Source organism: Dyella sp. KRB-257 (assembly GCF_049445995.1).
Lineage (GTDB): Bacteria > Pseudomonadota > Gammaproteobacteria > Xanthomonadales > Rhodanobacteraceae > Dyella_A.
Map to the genome: position 1 here is coordinate 143751 of NZ_JBMSDZ010000004.1, position 23794 is coordinate 167544.

Annotated in this window: 25 protein-coding genes; 19 read left to right on the forward strand and 6 right to left on the reverse strand. The window is 68.6% G+C overall.

Going from position 1 to position 23794, the window contains the following annotated elements; all coding sequences use genetic code 11:
• Positions 1-119: 119 nt before the first annotated feature.
• From ACO2Q2_RS04495 to ACO2Q2_RS04515, 5 genes are all read right to left on the reverse strand, one after another.
• Entirely contained in the window at positions 120-1385 is a 1266-nt protein-coding gene (locus ACO2Q2_RS04495; protein WP_423254577.1) for an EAL and HDOD domain-containing protein, read from the reverse strand.
• A gap of 51 nt (positions 1386-1436) precedes the next feature.
• Positions 1437-1883 carry a flagella synthesis protein FlgN gene (locus ACO2Q2_RS04500; RefSeq protein WP_423254578.1) on the reverse strand — a complete coding sequence of 149 codons (447 nt, stop codon included), beginning with the start codon at positions 1881-1883 and terminating at the stop codon, positions 1437-1439.
• Complete coding sequence (gene flgM, locus ACO2Q2_RS04505; RefSeq protein ID WP_423254579.1) at positions 1880-2218, reverse strand: flagellar biosynthesis anti-sigma factor FlgM; 339 nt, start codon at positions 2216-2218, stop codon at positions 1880-1882. Before flgM ends, ACO2Q2_RS04500 begins: the two co-directional genes overlap by 4 nt.
• A gap of 94 nt (positions 2219-2312) precedes the next feature.
• The gene (gene flgA / locus ACO2Q2_RS04510) at positions 2313-3011 is read right to left on the reverse strand and encodes a flagellar basal body P-ring formation chaperone FlgA (RefSeq protein ID WP_423254580.1); all 699 of its coding nucleotides are present in this window, start codon (positions 3009-3011) and stop codon (positions 2313-2315) included.
• On the reverse strand, positions 3011-4318 hold the full coding sequence (locus ACO2Q2_RS04515; RefSeq protein ID WP_423254581.1) for a methyl-accepting chemotaxis protein: 1308 nt from the start codon (positions 4316-4318) through the stop codon (positions 3011-3013). Before ACO2Q2_RS04515 ends, flgA begins: the two co-directional genes overlap by 1 nt.
• A gap of 176 nt (positions 4319-4494) precedes the next feature.
• Between ACO2Q2_RS04515 and ACO2Q2_RS04520 the strand changes: the two genes are divergently transcribed.
• The 12 genes from ACO2Q2_RS04520 to flgL all read left to right on the forward strand — a co-directional run bounded on the left by ACO2Q2_RS04520 (position 4495) and on the right by flgL (position 16445).
• Positions 4495-5424, forward strand: coding sequence for a chemotaxis protein (locus ACO2Q2_RS04520; protein WP_423254582.1), 930 nt, complete (start codon positions 4495-4497; stop codon positions 5422-5424).
• Between the two features lie 222 nt (positions 5425-5646).
• A complete protein-coding gene (gene flgB / locus ACO2Q2_RS04525) occupies positions 5647-6039 on the forward strand; it encodes a flagellar basal body rod protein FlgB (protein WP_423254583.1) in 393 nt (130 codons plus the stop codon).
• A 5-nt stretch (positions 6040-6044) separates the two neighbouring features.
• Positions 6045-6467, forward strand: a complete 423-nt coding sequence (gene flgC / locus ACO2Q2_RS04530; RefSeq protein WP_423254584.1) for a flagellar basal body rod protein FlgC — start codon at positions 6045-6047, stop codon at positions 6465-6467.
• Positions 6468-6484: 17 nt separating this feature from the next.
• On the forward strand, positions 6485-7150 hold the full coding sequence (locus ACO2Q2_RS04535; RefSeq protein WP_423254585.1) for a flagellar hook assembly protein FlgD: 666 nt from the start codon (positions 6485-6487) through the stop codon (positions 7148-7150).
• A gap of 40 nt (positions 7151-7190) precedes the next feature.
• Positions 7191-8405 (forward strand): flagellar hook protein FlgE, encoded by a 1215-nt coding sequence (gene flgE / locus ACO2Q2_RS04540; RefSeq protein WP_423254586.1) that lies wholly within the window; start codon positions 7191-7193, stop codon positions 8403-8405.
• Between the two features lie 9 nt (positions 8406-8414).
• Positions 8415-9155, forward strand: coding sequence for a flagellar basal-body rod protein FlgF (flgF, locus tag ACO2Q2_RS04545; RefSeq protein ID WP_423254587.1), 741 nt, complete (start codon positions 8415-8417; stop codon positions 9153-9155).
• A gap of 40 nt (positions 9156-9195) precedes the next feature.
• The gene (gene flgG / locus ACO2Q2_RS04550) at positions 9196-9981 is read left to right on the forward strand and encodes a flagellar basal-body rod protein FlgG (protein ID WP_423254588.1); all 786 of its coding nucleotides are present in this window, start codon (positions 9196-9198) and stop codon (positions 9979-9981) included.
• Positions 9982-9989: 8 nt separating this feature from the next.
• A complete protein-coding gene (flgH, locus tag ACO2Q2_RS04555; protein WP_423254589.1) occupies positions 9990-10676 on the forward strand; it encodes a flagellar basal body L-ring protein FlgH in 687 nt (228 codons plus the stop codon).
• A gap of 338 nt (positions 10677-11014) precedes the next feature.
• Positions 11015-12097, forward strand: a complete 1083-nt coding sequence (locus ACO2Q2_RS04560) for a flagellar basal body P-ring protein FlgI (protein WP_423254590.1) — start codon at positions 11015-11017, stop codon at positions 12095-12097.
• A 1-nt stretch (position 12098) separates the two neighbouring features.
• Positions 12099-13031 (forward strand): flagellar assembly peptidoglycan hydrolase FlgJ, encoded by a 933-nt coding sequence (flgJ, locus tag ACO2Q2_RS04565; RefSeq protein WP_423254591.1) that lies wholly within the window; start codon positions 12099-12101, stop codon positions 13029-13031.
• 301 nt (positions 13032-13332) lie between these two features.
• Entirely contained in the window at positions 13333-15210 is a 1878-nt protein-coding gene (flgK, locus tag ACO2Q2_RS04570; RefSeq protein ID WP_423254592.1) for a flagellar hook-associated protein FlgK, read from the forward strand.
• 5 nt (positions 15211-15215) lie between these two features.
• The gene (gene flgL / locus ACO2Q2_RS04575; protein WP_423254593.1) at positions 15216-16445 is read left to right on the forward strand and encodes a flagellar hook-associated protein FlgL; all 1230 of its coding nucleotides are present in this window, start codon (positions 15216-15218) and stop codon (positions 16443-16445) included.
• A gap of 250 nt (positions 16446-16695) precedes the next feature.
• Here flgL and ACO2Q2_RS04580 read toward each other — a convergent pair whose 3' ends face one another.
• Entirely contained in the window at positions 16696-16830 is a 135-nt protein-coding gene (locus ACO2Q2_RS04580) for a hypothetical protein (protein ID WP_423254594.1), read from the reverse strand.
• Between ACO2Q2_RS04580 and ACO2Q2_RS04585 the strand changes: the two genes are divergently transcribed.
• The 7 genes from ACO2Q2_RS04585 to fliE all read left to right on the forward strand — a co-directional run bounded on the left by ACO2Q2_RS04585 (position 16829) and on the right by fliE (position 23754).
• On the forward strand, positions 16829-18295 hold the full coding sequence (locus ACO2Q2_RS04585; RefSeq protein WP_423254595.1) for a flagellin: 1467 nt from the start codon (positions 16829-16831) through the stop codon (positions 18293-18295). The genes ACO2Q2_RS04580 and ACO2Q2_RS04585 overlap by 2 nt on opposite strands.
• A gap of 303 nt (positions 18296-18598) precedes the next feature.
• Positions 18599-19993, forward strand: a complete 1395-nt coding sequence (gene fliD / locus ACO2Q2_RS04590) for a flagellar filament capping protein FliD (protein WP_423254596.1) — start codon at positions 18599-18601, stop codon at positions 19991-19993.
• A gap of 14 nt (positions 19994-20007) precedes the next feature.
• Positions 20008-20436: a flagellar export chaperone FliS gene (fliS, locus tag ACO2Q2_RS04595; protein WP_423254597.1), complete on the forward strand. Its 429-nt coding sequence runs from the start codon at positions 20008-20010 to the stop codon at positions 20434-20436.
• On the forward strand, positions 20433-20735 hold the full coding sequence (locus ACO2Q2_RS04600; protein ID WP_423254598.1) for a hypothetical protein: 303 nt from the start codon (positions 20433-20435) through the stop codon (positions 20733-20735). The genes fliS and ACO2Q2_RS04600 overlap by 4 nt, the downstream gene beginning before the upstream one ends.
• A gap of 126 nt (positions 20736-20861) precedes the next feature.
• Positions 20862-21422: a PilZ domain-containing protein gene (locus ACO2Q2_RS04605; protein ID WP_423254599.1), complete on the forward strand. Its 561-nt coding sequence runs from the start codon at positions 20862-20864 to the stop codon at positions 21420-21422.
• Between the two features lie 417 nt (positions 21423-21839).
• The gene (locus ACO2Q2_RS04610) at positions 21840-23255 is read left to right on the forward strand and encodes a sigma-54 dependent transcriptional regulator (protein ID WP_423254600.1); all 1416 of its coding nucleotides are present in this window, start codon (positions 21840-21842) and stop codon (positions 23253-23255) included.
• A 154-nt stretch (positions 23256-23409) separates the two neighbouring features.
• Positions 23410-23754, forward strand: coding sequence for a flagellar hook-basal body complex protein FliE (gene fliE / locus ACO2Q2_RS04615; protein WP_423254601.1), 345 nt, complete (start codon positions 23410-23412; stop codon positions 23752-23754).
• Positions 23755-23794: the final 40 nt, after the last annotated feature.

Below are 23794 nucleotides of genomic sequence, written 5' to 3' on the forward strand. Positions count from 1 at the left end.
TTATTTCGAGTTTTTCGAGGTTCGCCGCAGCGATCGCGCCGCGCCGCGTCGCGTTTGGTTCCATGAAAAAGCCGCCTCGCGGCGACTCCCCGCATCCATCGGGATGGCCGCCTGGCCGATCAGCTCGGCCGCGCCTCGGCGTGCGAAAACACTTGGTCGGCAAACTGGGTCGCCTCCAGGTAGATCGCGGCCATGCGCTGGATGCGCTGCGGCTGCGCGTTCTGGCCGGTGAGCTCGCCCGCTTCCCACGCATGGATCTGCTCCAGCAGCGGGCCGAACGGGCCGCGTCCGCCGACCAGCGCCTCGGCGATCTCCGGCACCAGCGGCAGGTGCCTGAGCACGAACTCCATCGGCGCGCACATCAGCGTGTCCAGCAGCGAGAACAGGCCGGCGGTGAAGGCCATCTCCTGCCTGTCGCGCGCCATGCCGGCGCCGACGGCGAGCTTCTCGCACATGTGGGCGCGGATCAGCGCCGCGCGCAGCAGCTCCGGCGGACGATCGTCCATGCCACTGAGCGACATGGTGTAGATCCAGTTGCGCATGCGGGTGACGCCGAAGAAGATCGCCGCCTGCTGCACCGACTTCAGCTGCTTGGGCAGCGAGAAGTAGGCCGAATTGACGCAGCTCAGCAGCTTGTAGCTGAGGATGGCGTCGTCGCGGATGATGTCGCCCAGCTCCACCGGACCCGGGTTGGACTCCTGCAGCTCGCGCATCAGGCGCAGCATGCTCAGCCGGTTGGCGGTGAGCACCGGCACCTCGACGGTTTCCGGGATCAGCAGGTAGCGGCCCTGGATCGCCTGCAGCGGCAGCTCCAGGCAGCGCTGGTAGGTGGCGTGGTCGTCGACCTGGCCGGCCACCACCCAGATGCCGCGGTCGTGCAGTTGCTGGCTGGTTTCGCGCAGCACTTCGGGCGCCATCACGCTGGCGTCCAGCCGCACGAACTGCACGATCTGCAGCAACGCCTCCAGCGCCGCCGAGCCGGCGATCTCCGGTTCCGTGACGTCCAGCATCAGCAGGCAGCCGCGCTGGGCCATCTGCTGCAGGCGCTCCATCAGCGTCGTGTCGTGCGCCACTTCCGGGCGCAGCAGCACGCCGAAGCGCGGCTGGTGCAGCAGCACGTCGGTCTGCTCCAGCAGCAGGTCGCGCGACAGGCGCAGGAAGGTGCGGTTGCCGCGCACCAGGCGGGTCAGCGCGCCGTCGAGGATGGTCGACAGCACGCGCTGCATCAGCGCGGCCTCGTCGACGCCCTCGCGGTGAAACAGGATCTCGTAGGCGAACAGCTGGCGCCTGGCGTCCAGCATCGGCAGGCGCACCACCGGCAGCGGCTGCTCCGTGCTCATGGCGGGCGGAAGGGCGGAGGAGGCAGCGGCGGCGACTTGGTTCATGGTGACTCTTCGCGCAGGGCGGGGCGCGTGGCGCGCCTCGCGGGGAGGGGATCAGACTTCTGCCAGCGTGTGCGAGCGGGCGCGCGCATGCAGCGCACCGCTGCGGCCATACACGCCGGCCTCGCCGTCCTGGCCGGTGAGGATCGCCAGCGCCCGGCGCACGCTGCCCAGACGCTGCTGGACGATGCTGCCGTTGCGCTGGTTCTGGTCGCGGCAGTCGCGCAGCCGGGCCAGCAGCTCGTGCCAGCGCGGCTGCCGTGCCGCGGCCGCGTGGGGCGCCGCCAGGGCCAGCTGCCGGCGCTCGGCGTCGAGCCGCTCCAGCGCCTGCATCAGCGCCTGCTTGCGCGCGCCGGACGCGTCGATCGCGGGGACGTCGGCGTCGAGCAGGGCGGTGCGTTCGCGGGCGAGCGCGTCGGCCAGCTCGGCCAGCGAGCGCTGCATGTCGTCCAGCACGGCGCCCAGGGCATCGTCCAGCTCGACCTGCAGCGCGGCACTCATGCGTTGCCGCCCGCAACCGGTTTGCTGCCGGCGATCTGGCTGTCCAGCGAGAGCATGCGGTCGGCGATGCGCTCCGGGTTCACCTGATAGGTGCCGGCGGCCAGCGCCTGGCGCACGCGTTCGACCTTGGCGGTGTCGATCGGCGCGGAGTCGCCGGCGCGCGCGGCTTCCTGCAGGGCGCGGGCCGAGTCGGTCAGGTTGACCTTGTCGGCGGCTGCCGCGCTGCCCGGCTCGCTGCCGCCCGCGGCGGCCGGCGCCTGCGACGGCGCGTTGCCCTGGCTGCTGCCCGCCTGCGCAAGCTTGGGCAGGCCGTTGTTGGAAATGGTCGTGTTCATGGGTCCGCTCTCTGGTCGGTTTAGGCCCTGTGTCCCTGTCATCGGCGGCGCCGGCAGGAACTTTAGGGCCGATCGGGCCGTTCTTTCGAAGCGTTCAGGGTAATGCCAGCACCACCCCGGGCGCGTCCACCATCGCATCCACCACCCGGCCGGAGACCTCGTTGCGCACCCGCAGGCGCGCGCCGCCGTCGCCGCTGCCCAGCGCGATGCCGCCGGCACGCACCTCGATGCCGTCGAGCCGGGCCACCACCTGCACGCGATCGCCCGCCCGCACCATCTCGCGCCCGCCCAGCGCCGAAGGCGTCAGCACGCTGCCGGGGCCGAGCGGCCGGGCCAGCGTGCGGCCGGCGGTCTGCTGCAGGTTGTCGATGTAGCCGTAGCCCAGCCGGGTGATGTCGCGTGATGTGCTGCGCACGTCGCCCGCGGTGATGCCGTCGCCGCGCTGCAGCGGCCGCGCAGTGACCAGCACGTGGCGGAAGATCTGCAGGCGCACGGGTACGTGCACGGTCCAGCCCGCCCCGGCCGTGCAGTGCACCTGCACGCTCATGCGCGGGCGCGGCGGCAGGTTCGGCGGCAGGCTGGCCACCATGGCGCCGCGGCAGTCGGCCAGGTCGAGGCGCGCATCCACCGGCGTGGCGCTGGCCTGCACCCGGTTGCCGGGCAGGCTGTATTGCGCCACCAGCCACTGCCGGGCGAACGCGCTGACCGGCTCGTCGCCGGCGCGCGCGGGCATCGCCGCGGCAACGACGCCGATACCCAGCAGGCAGCGCAGCAGGGCGGCGGCGCGCGGCATCAGCGCTCGGACGCCAGCAACTGCGCGAGCCGGCTGACCAGCGCCTCGCGCTCGGATTCGAGTTCATCGGCCAGCGCACCGGCTTCGGCTTGCTTGCCTTCGCACAGCAGGCCGACAAAGGCGCTGCCGTGCTCGCCCAGCCGGACGCAGCCCGCCTGCATGCCGGACGCCGCCGGGTGATCGGCATACTGGGCGAGCAGACGCGCCAGCGCGCGCTGCAGTGCACTGGTGTCGAACCAGCGGCGGTCCAGCGCGGCCGGTTCGGCCAGCGCCAGTTCCATCGCCTGGCGCATGCCCTGGGCCGATTCGCGCACGGTGAGGCTGAGGCTGGCCGGATCCTTGCCGCTGAGGCTTTCCAGCCATTCCAGTCCGAGCCGCTGCGAGAGCAGGGCGGAGCGGGCCAGCACTTCGGCCTGCCGGCGCGCCTCGGTGCCGCGGCGCTGCAGCGCGCCCAGCGTGGCCTGCGTGCCGGTGGCGCGCACGTGCTGGGCATCGTGGTTGTGGCGCAGCGTGCCGATGCGCTCGCGCGCCAGCTGCAGCGCGACGGCGCCCTGCTGCAGCGAGGCGTCGGCCCGGCCGATGCCCTGTTGCGCGCGTTCCAGTCGCTGCATGCCCTGGCGCACGTCGCCGTCGAGCTGCAGCGAGAACTCGCCGATCGAGCCGGTGACGGCCTCGATCTCGGAGGTGGCCTGGGTGGTCTTCTCGGCAAGCTGCTTTACCTCGTCGGCGACCACCGCGAAGCCGCGGCCGGCCTCGCCGGCGCGGGCGGCCTCGATCGCCGCGTTGAGCGCGACCAGGTTGGTCTGGTGCGCGATCTCCTGTACCACGCCGGTGAGCTTGCGGATCTGCGCGACCTGTTCGGCCAGCTTGTTCTGGTTGCGGTTCATCGCGGCCATCGCGCTGCGCAGCAGGCGCAGCTGGCCGTCGAGCTCGCTGACGTTGCCGACGCCGGCATGGCTGGCCTGGTCGGCGTTGTCCAGGCTGGCGGCGACCTGCTGCAGGCCCGTCGAGATCCCGGCGCTGCCATCCGTCAAACGCCCGACGTTGTCGTGGCATTCGCGGGCGGAGTCCTCCAGCGCCTTCTGTTCGTGCGCGAGCTGCTGGGCGGCACCGAGCAGCAGGCTCTGCTGTTCGATGGTCTGCAGCGCGACGGCCGCGGGCGCCCGCCCGCCGGCCAGCTTCAGCAGCGGCGCCAGCGCCTGCGCCAGCCGGGGGTGCTGGCCACTGAGCCGGGCGAGTTGTGCCTCGTCGCCCGATGCGGCGGCCTGGGCGAAGGCGGCCAGATGCTGGCTGCGGATGAAACTCATGGACGGGCGTTTCCTTTTCAGGTGGCCAGCGGGGATCGACCGCCGGCGACGGAACTTGAGCAAGCAAGGCACATGCCATGGCACGACAGGCCCTGCGCTCAAGCCGCGCCGGCCAGCGCCGATAGCGGTGGGTCCGCCGCGCACGCGGTGCTGCTTTCAAGATAGGGAAACCCGGCATGAGCGGTGCGTTGTTGGAAAGCGTGGAGCGGCACACCCGGCTGGCCGGCCACAACCGCGTGGCGATGCTGCTGTTCCGGCTGGGCGACGCGCAGCTGTTCGGCATCAACGTGTTCAAGGTGCGCGAGGTGCTGCGCCGGCCACCGCTGGAACGCATGCCCGGCGCGCACGAGCTGATCGCCGGCAGCTGCGACTACCGCGGCCAGACCATCGCGGTGATCGACCTGGCCGCTGCGCTCGGCTATCCGCCGCTCAAGGACGTGGCCTCGGCACACCTGCTGGTGACCGAGTTCAGTCGCACCATGCAGGGTTTCCTGGTGGCCGACCTCAGGCACATGATGCATTGCGACGGCAGCGCGCTGGCGACGCCGGAGCCGGCACTGGGCTTCGGCACGCGGGTCAACGCGATCACCCGGGTGGACGGCGCGCTGGTCGCGGTGGTGGACGTGGAACACGTGCTGGCCAGCATCCACGGCGTGCCGGGCGAGCTGTCCGCGCACATGCAGCGGGCGGTGGACGGCCATGCCATGCAGCCGCGCCGCGTGCTGGTGGCCGACGACTCGCTGGTCGCCCGACGGCAGATCGAGGGCGTGTTCCGCCAGATGAACATCGAATGCGTGCTGGTGGAAGACGGCGTGCGCGCGTTGGAAAAACTCACTGAACTGGCCGAGGTGGATCCGGCCGAGCGCGTGCACCTGGTGGTGTCGGACATCGAGATGCCGCAGATGGACGGCTACGCGCTGACCCGCGCGATCCGCGAGACGCCCGCCCTGCGCGGGCTCAAGGTGGTGCTGCACAGCTCGATCAGCGGCATGTTCAACGAGGCGATGGTGAAGGAGGTCGCCGCCGACCGCTTCATCGCCAAGTTCCAGCCGGACCTGCTGGCGCAGGCGGTGCTGGATCTGTTGCCGGAAAACCTGGCCCGGTAGGAGCGAACCCTGTGCGCGACTGCACGACGCTGAGTAACCGCCCGATTGCTGGCTAACTCCCGCGGCCGGCGATGCCGCCCGGTGCAGCGTCGGCTTTCCGTCTTTCAGCCCGTGGCGTGACTCCGTCGTGCGGTGAAAATCCAGCTCCGGCAACGCTTTGCGCCCCGTGGCACGCGAATTGCCTCCAGCCCCCTGCGGTCCGATGCCGCGCGGAGGCAAGCCATGAGTGCACCGATCGACAACCTGTTCGGCATCCACACCCGGGCGCTGGGTCTGTGGCAGCGCCGCAGTGAAGTGCTGGCCGGCAACCTGGCCAATGCCGACACGCCCGGCTACCAGGCGCGCGATCTCGATTTCCGCGCCGCGCTGATGCAGGCCAGCGGCCAGTCCGAAGGGCTGGCGCTGAGCACGCCCACGCCGGGCCAGATCGCCCCGTCCACGCAGGTCGCGGACAAGCTGATGTGGCGCAACCCCACCCAGCCCAGCATGGACGGCAACACCGTCGACGAGCAGGTCGAGCAGGCCGACTTCGCCGCCAACGGCGTGCACTACCAGGCCAGCCTGGCCTTCATCACCGCGCAGATCCGCATGCTGCGCACCGCGATCACCGGGTAATCGCCATGTCGATGTTCAAGATCTTCGATACCGCCGGTTCCGGCATGGCCGCGCAGTCGCTGCGGCTCAATACCGTGGCCAGCAACCTCGCCAACGCCGAGAGCGTGTCGAGCACCGAACAAGGGGCCTACCGCGCGAAGGAGCCGCTGTTCGCCGCCGTCAAGCAGCGCGTGGACGGGGCGATGGCCGATGCCGGCACGGTCGGCGTGAAGGTGGACGGCGTCACCGAGAGCCAGGCGGCGATTCCCAGCCGCTACGAGCCGGGCAACCCCATGGCCGACGCCAACGGCTACGTCTACGGCAGCAACGTCAACCCCGTCGACGAGCTGGTCAACATGATTTCCGCCTCGCGTTCGTACCAGAACAACGTCGAGGTGATGAACACCACCAAGCAGTTGATGGTGAAAACCCTCGACCTCGGCAAGTAGTCCGAAGGAGCGCACGCATGACCATCAACACCATCGGCAACGCCGGCACGGCCGGCACCGCCAGCCAGGTCACCACCGCGGCCAAGGCCGGCGGCATGACGCAGAGCGATTTCCTCAAGCTGATGACCGCCCAGCTGCAGGCGCAGGACCCCACCCACCCGGTGGACAACAACCAGTTCGTCTCGCAGATGGCGCAGTTCAGCCAGCTGCAGTCCACGCAGGATCTGCTGGGCTCGGTGAAGACGCTCAACAGCACCGTGAACGGCGCGCTGCAGACCTCGCAGGTGCTCGGCTCGTCCAACCTGGTGAACCGCGAGGTGGTGGTGCCGTCCTCCACGCTCCACTACGCCGGCGCCACCGTCAGCGGCGCGGCCAACGTCACCGTGCCGGGCAACCTCACGGTCAACATCATCGACGGCGGCGGCAGCGTGGTGCGCACGATGAGCGTGCCGGCGCCCAGCGCCGGCCTTACCTCTTTCAGCTGGGACGGCAGGGACGACGCCGGCAACGCCCTGCCGCAAGGCAACTACACGATGGCCGCCAGCAACGCCGGCAGTCCGTTCGATACCTATGTCGCCGGCAAGGTGACCGCCGTGGGCTACGGCGGCAGCGGCGTGGGCACCTACCTGCAGGTGGCTGGCGTGGGCGGCGTCGCGCTCAGCCAGGTGGCCCAGATCCTCTGACGCACGCGTGGCATCCCTTCACTGATTCGAGGAACCCATCATGGCTCTGAACACCGCGCTCACCGGCATCAACGCCGCGCAGTCCGACCTCAACGTCATCGCCAACAACATCGCCAATGCCAACACCACCGGCTTCAAGGGCTCGCGCGCCGAGTTCGCCGACGTGTTCGCGGTGACCGGCCTCAACCTCAACTCCACCGCCACCGGCAGTGGCGCGCGCCTGCAGGACGTGGCGCAGCAGTTCGCCCAGGGCGACATCGTCACCACCAACAACTCGCTGGACCTGGCGATCAGCGGCAACGGCTTCTTCGTGGTCGACAACGGCAGTGGCGTGCAGTACACCCGCGCCGGCGACTTCAAGAAGAGCGCGGACAACTACGTGCAGACCAACAACGGCGCACGCCTGCAGATCTACCCGCCCAACGGCCTGGGCGGCTTCGACACCAGCACGCTGACCGATCTGAAGCTGCTCTCCTCGCAGAGCAATGCCACCGCCACCTCGCTGATCACCATGAACTCCAACCTGCCGGCCAGCGCCAGCGTGCCGGCCACCGCGTTCAGCCCCAGCGACGCGACCTCGTTCAACGCCGCCACGCCAGTGACCATTTACGACTCGCAGGGCGGCTCGCACCAGGCCACCGTGTACTACGTCAAGACCGCCACCAACGCCTGGGACGCGCACCTGTACGTGGACGGCAGCAGCGCCGGCACCCAGCCGCTCACCTTCGACACCAGCGGCAACCTGGCCACCCCGGTCGGCGGCAACCTGAGCTACACCCCGGTCAACCTCGGCAACGGCTCCAACCCGCTGGCGCTGTCGGTGAACGTGACCAACACCACCCAGTTCGGCACCGCCTATTCGGCCGGTGCGATCAGCCAGAACGGCTTCGAGGCCGGCACGCTGTCGAACATCGACATCGATTCCAAGGGTGTGGTGACGGCGCACTACTCGAACAACCAGAGCACCCAGCTCGGCCAGATCGCGATCGCCAACTTCTCCAACGTGCAGGGCCTGCGCCAGGTCGGCGAGACTGCCTGGGCCGCCAGCGGCGACTCCGGTTCGGCGGTGATGGGCGCCGCCGGCAGCGGTACCTTCGGCAATCTGCAGTCGGGCGCGCTGGAGTCGTCCAACACGTCCGACACCACGGCGCAGCTGGTCAACATGATCAAGGCGCAGCGCAACTACCAGGCCAACGCGAAGGTGCTCGGCACCGACGAGACACTGACCACCGCACTGTTCAACGCGGTCCGGTAATCGATCGCCATGGACCGTTCCCTCTACGTGGCGATGACCGGGGCGACGCAGATCATGCGCGCCCAGGAAGCCGTGAGCCACAACCTGGCCAATGCCTCCACGGTGGGTTTCAAGAGCGAGCTGAGCGCGTTCCAGAGCCTGCCGGTGCTGGGGCAGGGCGAGGCCACGCGCATCAACGCGGTGGCCCGCGGCATCGGCGCGGACACCACCCAGGGATCGGTCACCAGCACCGGGCGCTCGCTCGACGTGGCGGTGCAGGGCAGCGGCTGGATCGCGGTGCAGGCGCCGGACGGTTCGGAAGGCTATACGCGCGCCGGCGATCTGCAGCTCACCGCCGACGGACTTTTGACGGACGCCAGCGGCCATCCGGTGATCGGCAACGGCGGGCCGATCAACCTGCCGGCCAGCGCGCAGCTGCGCATCGGCGAGGACGGCACGATCTCCACCGTGCCGATCGGCGAGGGCCCGTCCACGGTGGCCGCGCTGGACCGCATCCGCCTGGTCAATCCCGACCCGACCCAACTGGTGCGGGGCGGCGACGGCCTGATGCACCTGGCCGGCGGCGGCAACGCCGCGCCCGACACCGCCGTGCGGGTCACCTCCGGCGCGCTGGAGAACAGCAACGTCAACGCCTCGTCGGAGCTGGTGAGGATGATTGCGCTCTCGCGCCAGTACGACATGCAGATCAAGTCGATCAAGGCATCCGAAGACAACGCCGCGTCGGCATCCAAATTGCTTCAGTCGAACTGACGACGGGTTGCCGTCGCGGTTTTTTTAGGAGTCCCCGAACATGCTCTCGTCCCTCTGGATCGCCAAGACCGGCCTCGATGCGCAGCAGACGCGCATGGACGTCATCTCCAATAACCTGGCCAACGCCAACACCACCGGCTTCAAGAGCTCGCGGGCGTCGTTCCAGGATCTGATGTACCAGAACCGCAGCCAGCCCGGCGCGCAGACCACCGAGCAGACGCAGTCCCCCTCGGGTCTGATGCTGGGCACCGGCGTGCGCGTGGTCGGCACCGAGAAACTGTTCACCCAGGGCAGCATCAGCCAGACCGGCAACTCGCTGGACGTGGCCATCCAGGGCCGCGGCTTCCTGCAGGTGTCGATGCCCGACGGCACCGTCGCCTACACCCGCGACGGCTCGCTGCATACCGATGCCAACGGCCAGCTGGTCACCGCCGACGGCTACGCGCTGGACCCGGCGATCACCCTGCCGACCGGCGTGCAGAGCATCACCATCGGCGCCGACGGCACGGTGTCCGCCACCACCGCCGGCTCGGCCGCGGCGGTGCAGGTGGGCACGCTGCAACTGGCCGACTTCGTCAATCCCGCCGGGCTGCAGGCGCAGGGCGGCAACCTGTTCCTGGAAACCGGCTCCAGCGGTGCGCCGCAGACCGGCCAGCCCGGCCTGAACGGCATGGGCACGCTGATGCAGGGCGCGCTGGAGTCCTCCAACGTCAACGTGGTGGAGGAGATGGTCAACATGATCGAGACCCAGCGCACCTACGAGATGAACTCCAAGGCCATCAGCAGCACCGACCAGATGCTGCAGGACCTCACCAACAAGATGTGAGCACGCCCATGCGCCCGATCGCCTCCCTGTTCCGCCTCTGCGCCGCCGCTGCCGCGCTCGCGCTGGCCGGCTGCGCCTCGATGGGCGCGGGCCGCGACGACAGCCAGTGGGCCGCCACCGCGCCGGTGCTGCCCGAGGCCGCGCCAGTGGCCAACGGCGCGATCTACCACGACGCCGGCAACATGGAGCTGTTCGCCGACCCGCGTGCGCATCGCGTGGGCGACATCCTCACCATCGTGCTGCAGGAAAGCACCCAGGCCAGCAAGAAGGCCACCACCAGCACCAGCAAGAAAGACAAGACCGCGATCGACGCGCCGACCCTGCTGGGCCAGGCGGCCACGCTCAACGGCCTGCCGGCCAGCATCGGCCTCAACGGCAACCGCGGCTTCGCCGGCGACGGCTCGTCCAGCCAGAGCAACCAGCTCAGCGGCCAGATCACCGTCACCGTGGCGCAGCGGCTGTCCAACGGCAATCTGGTGGTGCGCGGCGAGAAGTGGCTGACCATCAACCAGGGCCAGGAGATGGTGCGCATCTCCGGCATCGTGCGCCCGCAGGACATCAACCCCGACAACAGCGTGTCGTCCAGCCGCGTGGCCGACGCGCGCATCGCCTACACCGGCCGCGGCTCGCTGGCCGACGCCAACACGCAGGGCTGGCTGTCGCGTTTCTTCAACTCCAAGTGGATGCCGTTTTAATGAAACCCGCTGCCGGCAAGAATCGCTATCCAGACGATGCGGGAAACGACGAGGGTGCGAGCCCGCACGGCCCATTCGCCCCTTCTCCCCGCCGGGGAGAAGGTTGGGATGAGGGGCACGTGCTCGCAGTAAAAGCTCCCTCTCCCCGCCGGGGAGAGGGCTGGGGTGAGGGGCGGGTGCTCGCAGGACTGTCGGCCATGTCGCTCATTGCTCTTGTTTCTTCAATCACTCGCCTGTTCAAACGCCTTTGCACCCGTGGCCCCTCACCCCAACCCCCCGATCGGGTCGAGGGCAGGCTCTCTCCCCGAAGGGGAGAGGGGGCTGGGCTGGCGGCTACCATGGGCATCACGCTCTGCCTGCTGGCATCCCCCGTTTACGCCGACAAGATCCGCGACCTCGCCTCGGTCGGCGGCGTGCGCAACAACCAGCTGATCGGCTACGGCCTGGTGGTGGGCCTGGACGGCTCGGGCGACCAGACCACGCAGGCGCCGTTCACCACGCAGAGCCTGGAGAACATGCTGCAGCAGTTCGGTATCGTGGTGCCGGCCAACGCGCGGCCGCAGCTGAAGAACGCGGCGGCGGTGATCGTCACCGCCGACCTGCCGCCGTTCGCCAAGCCGGGCCAGACCATCGACGTCACCGTCGCCTCGATTGGCAACGCCAAGACGCTGCGCGGCGGCCAGCTGCTGATGGCGCCGCTGAAGGGCGCCGACGGCAACACCTACGCGATCGCCCAGGGCAGCGTGGTGATCGGCGGCATCAGCGCGCAGGGCAAGAGCGGTTCCAGCGTGCAGGTGAACATCTCCGACTCCGGCCGCATTCCCAACGGCGCCACGGTGGAGCGCAGCGTGCCCTCGGCGTTCGGCAACGGCGGCGATCTCATGCTCAACCTCAACACGGCCGATTTCACCACTGCCTCGCGCGTGGTCAAGGCGATCAACGCCGCCTACGGCGCCGGCACCGCCAGCGCGATCGATGGCGGCTCGATCGCCGTGCGCAGCCCGGTCGACCCGTCGCAGAAAGTGGCGTGGCTGGGCGACATCCAGAATCTCGACGTGACCCCGGCCGACGCCCCCGCGCGCGTGGTGGTCAACTCGCGCACCGGCACCGTGGTGATCGGCTCGGACGTGCGCGTGAGCGCCGCCGCGGTGGCGCATGGTTCGATCCAGGTGACCATCAGCGAACAGCCGCTGGTGAGCCAGCCGGGCCCGTTCAGCAAGGGGCAGACCGCGGTGGTGCCGTCCAGCAGCGTGCAGGTCAGCGAGAATGGCGGCCACATGTTCAAGTTCGGCCCCGGCGTGAGCCTGGACACCATCGTGCGCGCGGTGAACCAGGTGGGCGCGGCGCCGAGCGATCTCATTTCCATCCTGCAGGCGCTCAAGCAGGCCGGTGCACTGCATGCGGAGCTGGTGGTGATCTGACATGGCCGCGAACCTCGATGCCACGGCGCAGAACCTCAGCACCTGGACCGACCTGTCCGGCTTCAGCGCGCTGCGCCAGAGCGCGCAGGCGGACGCGAAGTCGGCGTTGCCGGTGGTGGCCAGGCAGTTCGAGTCGATCTTCACCCAGATGGTGCTGAAGTCGATGCGCGACGCCAATTTCGGCGATCCCAACTTCGACAGCCAGGCCGGCGACTCGTGGCAGGGTCTGGCCGATCACCAACTGGCGGTGACGCTGTCCAGCCAGGGCCACGGACTGGGCATCGCCGAGATGCTGGTGCGCCAGCTCGGCGGCAGGGACGCGGCCACCCCGTCGGCCAGCGCGGGCGACGACTGGAAGGCGCGGCTGGGTTCGGTGGCGCGGGCGGTGGGTTCCACGGCGCAGGCGGTGTCGTACTTCATTCCCGGCGACCCGGCGGACTTCGTCACCAGGATGGCGCCGTTCGCGCAGAAGGCAGCCGAGAAACTCGGCGTGTCGGTACGCGCCGTGCTGGCCCAGGCCGCGCTGGAAACGCAGTGGGGCAGGCACATGCCGCAGCACGGCGACGGCACGCCCAGCTACAACCTGTTCGGCATGAAGGCCGGTTCGAGCTGGGACGGCCAGCGCGTCAACGTGCCCACGCTGGAAGTGGAGGGCGGCGTGCCGGTGCGCAGGCACGCGGCGTTCCGCGCCTACGCGTCGCCGGCGCAGTCGTTCGACGACTACGCCCGCCTGCTCGGCGACAGCCCGCGCTACGCGCAGGCGCTGGGCAAGGGCGACGACGTGGCGGAATTCGCCCGCGGGCTGGTGCAGGGCGGCTACGCCACCGACCCGTCCTACGCCCACAAGATCGCCGCCATCGCCGACAGCCCGGCGATGCGCCAGGCGCTGGACGCGCTCAAGAACACGGCCGGCGCGCCGATCCCTTCCGAATGAAGTGCCGGGCGCCCGTTCAAAGTCTCCGCATGGCACCGCGCTGGATGCCGTGTGCCCGAAGGCCAGCGTCATCGTTCGGTGGCGGGTGGACCTCTGCAGGAGCCCACCCCTCGATCGAGTCGAGGGCAGGCTCTGTGGGCGAATGCCTTTGTTTCCACCGGGATCAGGAGCAAGAGCATTCGCGCACAGGGTGCGCTCCCGCAAGCGATTGGATCCGGCTGCGGACACCGCTCCGGAAGGCTGCGCCACGCTGCGGTCGCAGTGGCAATCACCCGCATGACCTTCGGAATAGGACGCTCTCATGAGTAACCTGCTCAGCACCGGCATCTCCGGCCTCAACGCCGCCCAGGTAGCGCTCAACACGGTCGGCAACAACATCGCCAACGCCGGCACCGACGGCTACAGCCGTGAGGTGGTGCGCCAGACCGAGCGCGTGGTGCCGCCGTCGAACCGCTACACGGTGGGCAGCGGCGTGGACGTGGTGGCGGTGGAGCGCGCGTATTCCAGCTACCTCACCAGCGCGGTGTGGAGCAGCAACGCCAATCTTTCCCGCGCCGGCACCTACAACGACCTGACCACCACGCTCAACAGCATGCTCGGCGCCAGCGGCAACCTGCAGGGCGCGCTGGACAAGTTCTACGGCGCCTTCGACACGGTGGCCAACGCGCCGGGCGACAGCGCCGCGCGGCAGGCGCTGCTGGGCAATGCGTCCACCGTCGCCTCGGTGTTCACCACGCTGGGCGCGCAGCTGGACAGCCAGCAGAAGCAGATCAATGGGCAGGTGACCAACACCGTCAAGAGCATCAACACCACGCTGGACAACATCGCCGACCTCAACCGCAAGATCCACGACAGCCTCGGCAGCGGCGCGCCAAATGCGCTGCTGGACCAGCGCGACGCGCTGGTGAACACGCTGTCGGGCTACCTCGGCGTCACCGCGGTGAGCGAGACCAACGGCACCTACAGCATCTACAGCAGCAGCGGCCAGAGCCTGGTCAGCGGCAGCCATGCGTTCAAGCTGTCCACCGCCGGCGATCCCTACGACACCGCGCGCGTCAACGTGCTCGACAGCAGCGGCAGCGACATCACCGCGCGCCTCAGCGGCGGCTCGCTGGGCGCCCTGCTCGATTACCGCAGCAACGTGCTGGACAGCGCGCAGAACCGGCTCGGCCAGGCGGCGACCGGCCTGGCCACCAGCGTCAACGCGCAGCAGGGCAAGGGGCTGGATCTCAACGGCCAGCTCGGCGCGCCGATCTTCGCGCTGCCGGCACCGCAGGCGCTGGCCGCCGGCACCAACGCGGGCAGCGCCACGGTCAGCGCGCAGGTTTCCGACGTCGCCGCGCTGACCAGCGCCGACTACACGCTGCGCTACGACGGCAGCGCCTGGAGCATGACCACCACCGGCGGGCAGCCGGTGGCGCTCACCATCAATCCGGATGGCACGCTCGGCGGCGCCGGGCTGACCCTGGCCGTGGCGGGCACGGCACAGGCGGGCGACAGCTTCCGCATCCAGCCCACCCGCAACGCGGCCAGCGGGCTGACCGTGAGCCTCGCCGATCCGTCCGGCATCGCGGCGGCCGCCGCCCTGCAGGCCAAGGCCGCCAGTGCCAACACGGGCAGCGGTGCGGTGTCGTCGCTGCAGGTGACCGATGCCAGCAACCCGGCGCTGTTCAACGGCGTCACCGTGAGCTTTCCCACGGCCGGCAGCTACACCCTCACCGATGCCGGCGGCACCGTGCTGGGCAGCGGCGCCTACGCGCCGGGGCAGGCGCTTGCGGCCAACGGCTGGAGCCTCTCGCTGTCCGGCGCGCCGGCGGCCGGCGACAGCTTCGCGATGAGCGCCAACAGCAACGGCCTCAACGACAATGCCAACGCGCTGGCGCTGGGCAGGCTGGCCGATACTGGCGTGCTGGCCGGCGGCAGCCGTTCGGTGATCGACAACTACACCTTGCTCACCACCGAGATCGGCAACGCCGGGGCGCAGGCCGCAGGCAACCTCACCACGCAGACCAGCCTGCACAACCAGGCGATGTCGGCGCAGCAGGCGGTGTCGGGCGTGAACCTGGACGAGGAGGCGGCCAGCCTCGTGAAATACCAGCAGGCCTACCAGGCCTCCGCGCAGGTGATCGCCACCGCGCAATCCATCTTCAGCAGCCTGCTCGCTGCCGTGCAGAGGTAATCGTCATGCGCCTTTCCACCAGCTGGATGTACCAGCAGTCGCTGTCCAGCATGATGAACCAGCAAAGCACGCTGGCCGCCACGCAGAACCAGGTGAGCACCGGCAAGCGCATCAACGTGGCTTCGGACGATCCGGCCGGCGCCGGTCGGGTGGTCAGCCTCGATCACATCCTCGCGGCGAATACGCAGTACACCGCCAACATCGATGCGGCGAGCACGCGGCTGAACACCGCGCAGTCCACGCTGAACTCGGTGAATGATCTCTACAACAGCGCGCGCGATCTCACCCTGCAGGCGCTCAACGGCTCGCTCGCCAGCAGCGATCGCCAGGCGATCGCCACCCAGCTCATCCAGATGCGCGACCAGTTGCTGCAGATGGCCAACACCACCGACGCCAACGGGCAGGCGCTGTTCGCCGGCACCAGCAGCAACACCGTGCCGTTCGTGAAGAACGCGGACGGCAGCGTGAGCTACATCGGCAACGATGGCCAGCCGCGCGCGGCCATCGCCGCGGGCCTGAGCGTGCCGACCGGCGAATCGGGCAGCGCGATCTTCATGGACGTGGCCGCCGGCAACGGCCGCTTCGTCGCCAGCGCCGGCGCGGGCAACACCGGCACGCTGGTGGTGGGCGGGAACGCGGTCTCCGATCCGGCCGCCTTCGCCGCCGGCCTCGCGGCGAACGGCAGCTACTCGATCACTTTCGACGGCGCCGGCAACTGGAGCGCACTGGACGGCAGCGGCAATCCGGCGCTCGATGCCGGCGGCAATCCGCTCACCGGGACCTACACCGCCGGCGGCAGCATCGGCTTCAACGGCCTCACGATCTCGCTCAGCGGCACGCCGCAGGCCGGCGATACGGTGAGCATCCAGGGCGGCGCCTCGCAGGACATCTTCACCACCTTCAACAACATGATCAGCGCCCTGCAAAGCAGTGGCAGTACCAGCGAGTCGCAGCTGACCAACACGCTCAATCGCCAGCTCGAGGCGCTCGACAATGCACGCGCCGGCGTGACCCGCGCCGAGGTGGACATCGGTGGACGCACCAACGCGCTCGCCGCGCAGCGCGCGGCCTACCAGGATCTGGGCGTGACCTATCAGGCCACGCTGTCGGACACGCGCGACGTGGACGTCTACAAGGCCATCAGCAATCTCTCGATCCAGTCGGCTGCGCTGCAGGCATCGCAGCAGGTGTTCGCGCAGGTCAAGTCGTTGAGCCTGTTCAACTACATCAAGTAGTTCCACCCACCGCGCTGCCGCCCTTGTGGGAACGACTTCAGTGTGGGAGCGACTTCAGTCGCGACTTCCTGTCCCTCGCCACAGCCCGTCGGGGCTGAAGCCCCTCCCACAACAGCAGCGCGCGTGGCCCACCCACCCCTGTGGGAGCGACTTCAGTCGCGACTTCCTGCCCCTCGCTGAAGCCCCTCCCACAACCGCCGCGCAGTTCCCGCATCGGTCCTGGCGCGTCTCCGGCGGGTCTGGAAAAAAATCAAGTGTTGGTGCTCAAGTAATTTCCGCCCATGACGAAACAGTCTCCGAGGCGGATGGCATCCATACGGAACCCCGCCGGGAATACATCAAGCCCCTTGTCCGGCTCATCGATTTCCGTCAGGAGAACTTCCATGTCATTCGTGATCAACACCAACGTTTCCTCGCTGAACGCGCAGAACAACCTCGCCACCTCCAAGAGCGCGCTGGCCCAGGCCACGCAGCGCCTGTCGTCTGGCCTGAAGATCAACAGCGCGGCCGACAACGCCGCCGGCTTCGCGATCTCGCAGCGCTACACCACGCAGGTCGGCGGCCTGGCCCAGGCCAGCGCCAACGCTTCGGACGCGATCAACCTGGCGCAGACCACCGGCTCGGCGCTGGATCAGGTCACCGCCAACCTGCAGGCCATCCGCGATCTGGCGGTGCAGTCGGCCAACGGCACCTACAGCTCGGCGGATCGCGCCACCATCGACCAGGAAGTGCAGCAGCGCCTGGCCGAAGTCACCCGCATTGCCAGCCAGACCACGTTCAACGGCCAGAAAGTGCTCGACGGCTCGTTGAAGTCGCAGAACTTCCAGATCGGCGCGGACGTCGGCCAGACCATCAGCGTCAGCCTGGGCACCAGCGTCAAGGCGAGCGATCTCGGCAAGGTCGCCGAGGTGTCCACCGGCGACATCAGCGCCGCGGTTACCGGCGGCTATACGCTGCCTGGCGATGCGACCAACGGCCTGACCGTGCAGATCGGTTCCGGTTCGGTAGTGAACGTGGCGGGTGGCAACTACAAAAATGCCAGCGATCTGGCCGCGGCCATCAATACCGCAGCGGGAAGCGCGATTACCACGGTCGACAGCACCTCCGGTGAACTGACTTTCACCAATACTTCTTCTTCCAATGCCATCACGTTTGGTGGTGCAGCCGCGACCACGCTTGGCATCCCGACCACGGTAGCTGCAGAGACCACTCCTGGCACGCCGGTCACGGGGTCTTCCACGTTGGTCAAGGCAGCCGTGACGGCGGCTCCGAAGATCCAGACAACTGGCTTGGTCATCAATGGTGCTGCCATCGATACGAGCAAGGTTGCCAGCCTGCAGGACCTCGCCGACGCCATCAACGCCAAGACCTCCGACTCCGGCGCCAGCGCCTCGGTCAATTCCCTGGGCACTGGCCTGAACGTGGTTTCCGACAAGACGTTGACCATCGTTGATGGCGCTGGTGCGGCCCTCAACGGGGCAACGGACCTCAATACCGGCAACGGCTACGCGAGCAACGGCATTGCCTCCGTGGGTGGTTCGCTCTCGACGGCAAGCGTAAAATCCGTCGATGCTGCGAACGACATCATCTCGCGTGTCGACACCGCCCTGACGACGGTGGCCGGTTTTGCTGCCCAGCTCGGTGCGGTACAGAACCGCTTTCAGTCGACGATCTCCACGCTCAGCTCGCAGTCGACCAATCTTAAGGCCTCGCAGTCGACCATCCAGGACGCCGACTTTGCGGCCGAGACGGCTGCCTTGAGCCGCGCCCAGGTGCTGCAGCAGGCCGGTATCTCGGTGCTGGCCCAGGCCAACTCTCAGCCGCAGCAGGTGCTCAAGCTCCTGCAGTAACGGCCACCGCCGGTGGCCCGCACACGCGGGCCATCGCACATGAAACTGCTTTTCGACGGCGGCGCCGGCAGGTTCGGTGCTGCCGTTTTTTTTTGGCTTTCTGCGGGCACTTGTGTGCGGCGAAATTCCTGCCGCTTACGCCGCGGATACTTCAGTTTCCGGGTGCCTGGCCGATCCACTGAAACGGGCAGGGCGGCGCAGCCGACCTCGACAGACTAGGGTCTCGCAGGTGGCGAGGTTCTTGCAGAATTTTGTTGGCCGTGCTCGTGCGGCAGCAGTGTCAAGAAAACAACGGGAGCCAGCATGGCCATCAGCAACGTCAGCACCAGCGGCAACCCCGGCAGCGGCATATTGAGCTCTGCCGGTATCGGTTCTGGCCTGGATGTGAAGTCGATTGTCGCGGCTCTGGTCAATGCCAGGAAGGCCGGTCCGCAGGCGCAGATAACCAGCAAGGCGACACAGACCAACGCTCTTCTTACCGGGCTGACGTCGCTCAGTTCTGTATTGAGTTCATTGCAGTCGTCGCTGTTCACGCTGACGCAGACCAGCACCTTCGCCAGCTTCAACGCCACGCTGGCGGACAGCACCATCGGCACCACCAGCACGCTGTCCAGCGCCCAGCCGGGCAGCTACGCGCTGGTGGTGAGCAAGCTGGCCACCGCGCAGAAGCGCGGCAGCGACGCCTATGCCGGCACCGCCGCGATCGGCGCCGGCAACCTCACGCTGACGGTTGGCGCCAACAGTTCCACCGTGGCCATCTCGGCCACCGATACCGTGGCCGACATCGCCGCCAGGATCAACGCCGCATCGGGCAACCCGGGCGTCAGCGCCACCGTGGTCAATGGCACCAGCGGCGCACAGCTGCTGCTGAGCTCCAGCAAGACCGGCGTGGCGAACGGTTTCAGCATCAGCGCCGACGGCAGCAGCAGCGCCGGCTTGACCACGCTGGCCAACAAGCTCAATACCGCCGGCGCGAACGAGGCCAAGGATGCCCAGCTGAGCCTGGACGGCATTGCCATCACCAGCGCCAGCAACAGCGTCAGCGGCGCCATCGACGGGGTCACGATCAATCTGGCCGCCGCCGGCAGTACCACGCTGACCGTGTCGCGCGACAACAGCGTGGCGACCAAGGCGGTGCAGGACTTCGTCGATGCCTACAACAGCTACACCAAGACGGTCGGCACGCTGTCCAGTTACGACAAGGCCTCGGGGAAAGGGGGCATCCTGCTCGGCGATGCGATGCTCCACTCGGTGCAGCGCACGATCGGCAGCGTGCTGAGCGGCAAGGTGGCCGGCAACAGCATCGGTTCGCTCGCCTCGCTGGGCATCACGCGCTCGGCCGACGGCACGCTGGCGGTGGACAGCAGCAAGCTCACCGCCGCGCTGGACGGCAATCCTGCCGTCGTGCAGGACCTGTTCGCCGGGTCCAACGGTTACGCCAAGCGGCTCACCACCGCGCTGGACAGCTTCACCGCGGCCGGCGGGGTGATCTCCACGCGCCAGCAGAGCCTCACCGACAGCCTGGGCAAGCTCAACACCGAGCAGAGCCAGCTCGATGCGCGCATGAGCGTCTACGAGAAGCAGCTGCGCGACCAGTACGCGCAGCTGGACACGCTGATGTCCTCGCTCAACAACACCAGCAGCTACCTCACCGGTGCGCTGGCCCAGCTCGAAGCCACCTACACCCGAAAGAACTGATTGCGGAGTGGAACATGACCTACGGACCCATGCGCCAAGCCAGCGCCCTTTACCAGCAGAACAGCGTGGCCGGCGTCGAGAGCGCCGACCCTCACAAGCTCGTCAGCCTGCTGTTGGACGGGGCGATGGATCGCATCGCCCAGGCCCGCGGCCACCTGCTGCACGGCAACGTGGCGGCCAAGGGCAACTGCATCTCCAGGGCGGTGGCCATCGTGGGCGAATTGCACGACAGCCTGGATCACCAGGTCGATCCCGCCTTCAGTCAGCGGCTGGAATCGCTGTACGAATACGTGACCCGGCGCCTGCTCTACGCCCAGTTGCACGATCACGTGGCCGCGCTGGACGAGGCCGCCCGCCTGCTCGCGCCCGTACGCGAGGGCTGGCAGGGCATTCGCGCCAACTACCTCGCCACGTCCGCCGCGCAGGCCAAGAGCGCGTCATGAACGAGGCGCCGCATCCCGATCTGCAGCGCGCGCTCGCCCTGAGCGCCGACATGCTGCAGGCCGCCGGCCGCGGCGACTGGGCCGGCGCCACCGCGCTGCAGGCCGAGTGCGACCGCCTGCTGCGCCAGGCGCCGGTCAATGCGGCCGGTTTGATGGCCCTGCGCCGGCTGCAGCTCGACCAGCGCGCCATGCTGGAACTGGCGGCGCGGGCGCGTGGCGTGGTGGGCGAGCACCTGGCGCGCCATCATGTGAACCACCGTGCGGTGAGCGCCTACCTCGATACGGCCGATCCGGACTGAGAGGCTGAGAAAAAATCGCCCGCCTACTGCGACCGCCGCCGGCACGGGCGTTTGGCGGCGCTCTCGCTACGGCGGTCGAATTTTTCTCAGCCTCTGACGCGCCGCCACCGCCACAGGATTCCCGCCATGACCGACGCCCTCTGGCTTGCCTTCTCCGAACGTGTCTGCGTGGACGACCGCCTGCGCGTGGCCGTGCTGCCGCGCGATGCAGCCTCGACGCCGCTGGCCCAGCTGGCCGAGCGCAACGCGTCGGCGCTGGCCGGCATCGCCGCGACCGAGGAACGCCGGGCCGAGGGCGCCGAGGAGGACAGCCCGGTACTGCAGGAACTGGCCCGGCTCGACGCCAAGCTCAACGCGCTGGTGGATATCGTCAACCGCCTGCTGTTGCCGGCCAGCGCGCTGCCGGAGCGAGTACCCGTGCGTTTCAACGCCGTCGGCGCGCTGCTGCCCGCCGCACTGTTGCCCGTGGCCGGGGCGCCAGGGCAGGCGATATCCCTGCGCATCCATCTGGATGCCTGCCCTGGCCTGCCGTTGGAGCTGCCGGCGCGGGTATCGCGTCGGTTCGATGACGGTCTGGCCTTCGTGGTCTTCGAACCGCTCGGCGAGGCAGCGGCCGATGCGATCGAGCGGTTCGTCTTTCGCCACCATCGGCGCAAAGTGGCCGAAGCGCGTCAGTCCCTGACCTGAACGCTTTCGACCTACGGGGTCACAATGTGATGGCCGTCATGTAAGCGGTTTCAACGAAGTCGGGCGAAAGTGTGAGTTGCTTCACGTTTTCAGTAGCCGTGCGCGAAATTGTTGACGAGCCAAATTGTCGACGTGACCGCCGACGTCATCTGTACCGCGTCGTTTCGGAACGGCAAAATCTTTACGCAACATTCATTTACATGAACCTTCGCGACGTCATCGCCTTCACAAGAAAAACGGGTGACGCGCAGCGGCGATCCCGCTGACACCGACTGCCGTCGGCACGCTGGCGCACTGGCCCCCTTTTTGCTCCTCTCTCGACGCGGACCGACGGCAAACCGTCGCGCTCCGGAAAACACGGCGGCTCTCCCACCCCACCGCTGCGTCCCACCGAGTCAGTACGAGAGGCGTTGCACAATGGACAAGACGGATTTCCTGGTCATCGAGTCGAACCCCGCCCGGGCCGATTCGGTCATCTCGGCACTGCAGTTCCTGGGCTTCAGCCCGCAGCGTGCCGGGAGCGTCGGCCAGGCGCCGTCCGATCCCACCGCCCTGCGCGGCATCTATATCGGCGACATCGCTGACGAGGCGGCGGCCCAGCGCCAGCTCGACGATCTCGGCGAGGCCGTGGCCCACCTGCCGCTGCTGCTGGCCGAGGATTCGCCGTGGGCCGCGCGCCTGCTCGGCGCCAGTTCGCCGTTCTTCAACCATGTCGGCGTGATCGGCTTTCCGTTGCGCTACGAGCAGTTCGCCGAAGCGATGCGCTGCGCCAGCGCGCGCAGCTCCGGCCCCCGTCGCGGCGAGCAGCGCTTCGTCGGCGAATCGCGCGCCATGGGCCGCGTCAACGCGCTGATCCGCCAGGTCGCACCGTTCGACTCCAGCGTGCTGGTGCTGGGCGAGTCCGGTACCGGCAAGGAAATGGTGGCGCGCACCATCCACGACTGCTCGCCGCGCAAGGACAAGCCGTTCGTCGCCATCAACTGCGGCGCGATTCCCGCCGAGTTGCTGGAGAGCGAGCTGTTCGGCCACGAGAAGGGCGCCTTCACCGGTGCGATCAGCGCCCGCAAGGGCCGCTTCGAGATGGCCGAGGGCGGCACGCTGTTCCTCGACGAGATCGGCGATATGAGCCTGCCGATGCAGGTGAAGCTGCTGCGCGTGCTGCAGGAGCGCATGTTCGAGCGCGTCGGCGGCAACAAGACCCAACGCTGCGACGTGCGCATCATCGCCGCCACCCACCGCAACCTGGAGCAGGCGATCGCCGACGGCCGCTTCCGCGAGGATCTGTTCTACCGCCTGAGCGTGTTCCCGCTGGAGCTGCCGTCGCTGCGCGAGCGGCTGGAAGACCTGCCGGTGCTGATCAACGAGTTCAACCTGCGCCTGGAGCGTCGCGGCCTGGGCTCGGTGCGCTTCTCGCCCAGTGCGCTGCAGACCCTGCGCGGCTATCCGTGGCCGGGCAACGTGCGCGAGCTGTGCAACCTGGTAGAGCGCCTGGCGATCCTTTATCCGCACGCCGAAGTGCGCGCCGCCGAGCTGCCCGAGCGCTATCGCGGCGCGGTGCCGGCCGGGGAGCCCGACGGCAGCAGCCAGTTGCTGACGATGGTGGACGCGGCGATCGCCGACCCGGTCGCCGCAGGCAACGACACCACCGTGCTGCCGCAGGGCGGCATCGACCTGAAGGATCACCTCGCCGACATCGAGGTCGGGCTGATCCGCCAGGCGCTGGATGCCACCGATGGCGTGGTGGCGCACGCCGCCAAGCTGCTGCGCATGCAGCGCACCACGCTGGTGGAAAAGCTGCGCAAGTACGGGCTGCAGAACGGGTTGGCCGCCTGATCGATATGCGACGGTCGGGGCTGGAGTCCCTCCCACAAGGGCGCGGGCAGTGGCTTTTGCGGGAGCGACTTCAGTGGCGACGCCCTTGTCCCCGGTGATGGCACACATCCTGCAGCAACCCCCTCGAAAACCCGTCACGCGTTGGAAAACCGTCATGACCACGATCGACGTCAACAGTCTGCTCAGCCAGATGCGCCAGATGTCCGCCCAGGTGCGCACGCCCGAGGTGGCGTTCTCCTCCACGGCCATGCCCGCGACCGCACCGACCCACGGCGCCAGCCCGTTCGGCGCGCTGCTCAGGCAGTCGATCGCCGCGGTCGGCGACAGCCAGATGCAGGCCGGGCGCATGGCGGCGGCGTTCGAGCGCGGCGACCAGGGCGCGGACCTGGCCCGCACGATGGTGGCGATCCAGAAGGCCGACCTCTCGCTCAACGCGATGACCCAGGTGCGCAACAAGCTCGTCGAAGCCTACAAAGACATCATGAACATGCCGGTCTGACGGCGGCCTCTTCCTTCGCCCATCGATAACGAGCAACCCC

Excerpts from the sequence above, each read along its gene's own strand:
- ACO2Q2_RS04495 (WP_423254577.1), bottom strand. The coding sequence starts at position 1,385 with ATGAACCAAGTCGCCGCCGCTGCCTCCTCCGCCCTTCCGCCCGCCATG.
- ACO2Q2_RS04500 (WP_423254578.1), bottom strand. The coding sequence starts at position 1,883 with ATGAGTGCCGCGCTGCAGGTCGAGCTGGACGATGCCCTGGGCGCCGTG.
- flgM (WP_423254579.1), bottom strand. The coding sequence starts at position 2,218 with ATGAACACGACCATTTCCAACAACGGCCTGCCCAAGCTTGCGCAGGCG.
- flgA (WP_423254580.1), bottom strand. The coding sequence starts at position 3,011 with ATGCCGCGCGCCGCCGCCCTGCTGCGCTGCCTGCTGGGTATCGGCGTC.
- ACO2Q2_RS04515 (WP_423254581.1), bottom strand. The coding sequence starts at position 4,318 with ATGAGTTTCATCCGCAGCCAGCATCTGGCCGCCTTCGCCCAGGCCGCC.
- ACO2Q2_RS04520 (WP_423254582.1), top strand. The coding sequence starts at position 4,495 with ATGAGCGGTGCGTTGTTGGAAAGCGTGGAGCGGCACACCCGGCTGGCC.
- flgB (WP_423254583.1), top strand. The coding sequence starts at position 5,647 with ATGAGTGCACCGATCGACAACCTGTTCGGCATCCACACCCGGGCGCTG.
- flgC (WP_423254584.1), top strand. The coding sequence starts at position 6,045 with ATGTCGATGTTCAAGATCTTCGATACCGCCGGTTCCGGCATGGCCGCG.
- ACO2Q2_RS04535 (WP_423254585.1), top strand. The coding sequence starts at position 6,485 with ATGACCATCAACACCATCGGCAACGCCGGCACGGCCGGCACCGCCAGC.
- flgE (WP_423254586.1), top strand. The coding sequence starts at position 7,191 with ATGGCTCTGAACACCGCGCTCACCGGCATCAACGCCGCGCAGTCCGAC.
- flgF (WP_423254587.1), top strand. The coding sequence starts at position 8,415 with ATGGACCGTTCCCTCTACGTGGCGATGACCGGGGCGACGCAGATCATG.
- flgG (WP_423254588.1), top strand. The coding sequence starts at position 9,196 with ATGCTCTCGTCCCTCTGGATCGCCAAGACCGGCCTCGATGCGCAGCAG.
- flgH (WP_423254589.1), top strand. The coding sequence starts at position 9,990 with ATGCGCCCGATCGCCTCCCTGTTCCGCCTCTGCGCCGCCGCTGCCGCG.
- ACO2Q2_RS04560 (WP_423254590.1), top strand. The coding sequence starts at position 11,015 with ATGGGCATCACGCTCTGCCTGCTGGCATCCCCCGTTTACGCCGACAAG.
- flgJ (WP_423254591.1), top strand. The coding sequence starts at position 12,099 with ATGGCCGCGAACCTCGATGCCACGGCGCAGAACCTCAGCACCTGGACC.
- flgK (WP_423254592.1), top strand. The coding sequence starts at position 13,333 with ATGAGTAACCTGCTCAGCACCGGCATCTCCGGCCTCAACGCCGCCCAG.
- flgL (WP_423254593.1), top strand. The coding sequence starts at position 15,216 with ATGCGCCTTTCCACCAGCTGGATGTACCAGCAGTCGCTGTCCAGCATG.
- ACO2Q2_RS04585 (WP_423254595.1), top strand. The coding sequence starts at position 16,829 with ATGTCATTCGTGATCAACACCAACGTTTCCTCGCTGAACGCGCAGAAC.
- ACO2Q2_RS04580 (WP_423254594.1), bottom strand. The coding sequence starts at position 16,830 with ATGGAAGTTCTCCTGACGGAAATCGATGAGCCGGACAAGGGGCTTGAT.
- fliD (WP_423254596.1), top strand. The coding sequence starts at position 18,599 with ATGGCCATCAGCAACGTCAGCACCAGCGGCAACCCCGGCAGCGGCATA.
- fliS (WP_423254597.1), top strand. The coding sequence starts at position 20,008 with ATGACCTACGGACCCATGCGCCAAGCCAGCGCCCTTTACCAGCAGAAC.
- ACO2Q2_RS04600 (WP_423254598.1), top strand. The coding sequence starts at position 20,433 with ATGAACGAGGCGCCGCATCCCGATCTGCAGCGCGCGCTCGCCCTGAGC.
- ACO2Q2_RS04605 (WP_423254599.1), top strand. The coding sequence starts at position 20,862 with ATGACCGACGCCCTCTGGCTTGCCTTCTCCGAACGTGTCTGCGTGGAC.
- ACO2Q2_RS04610 (WP_423254600.1), top strand. The coding sequence starts at position 21,840 with ATGGACAAGACGGATTTCCTGGTCATCGAGTCGAACCCCGCCCGGGCC.
- fliE (WP_423254601.1), top strand. The coding sequence starts at position 23,410 with ATGACCACGATCGACGTCAACAGTCTGCTCAGCCAGATGCGCCAGATG.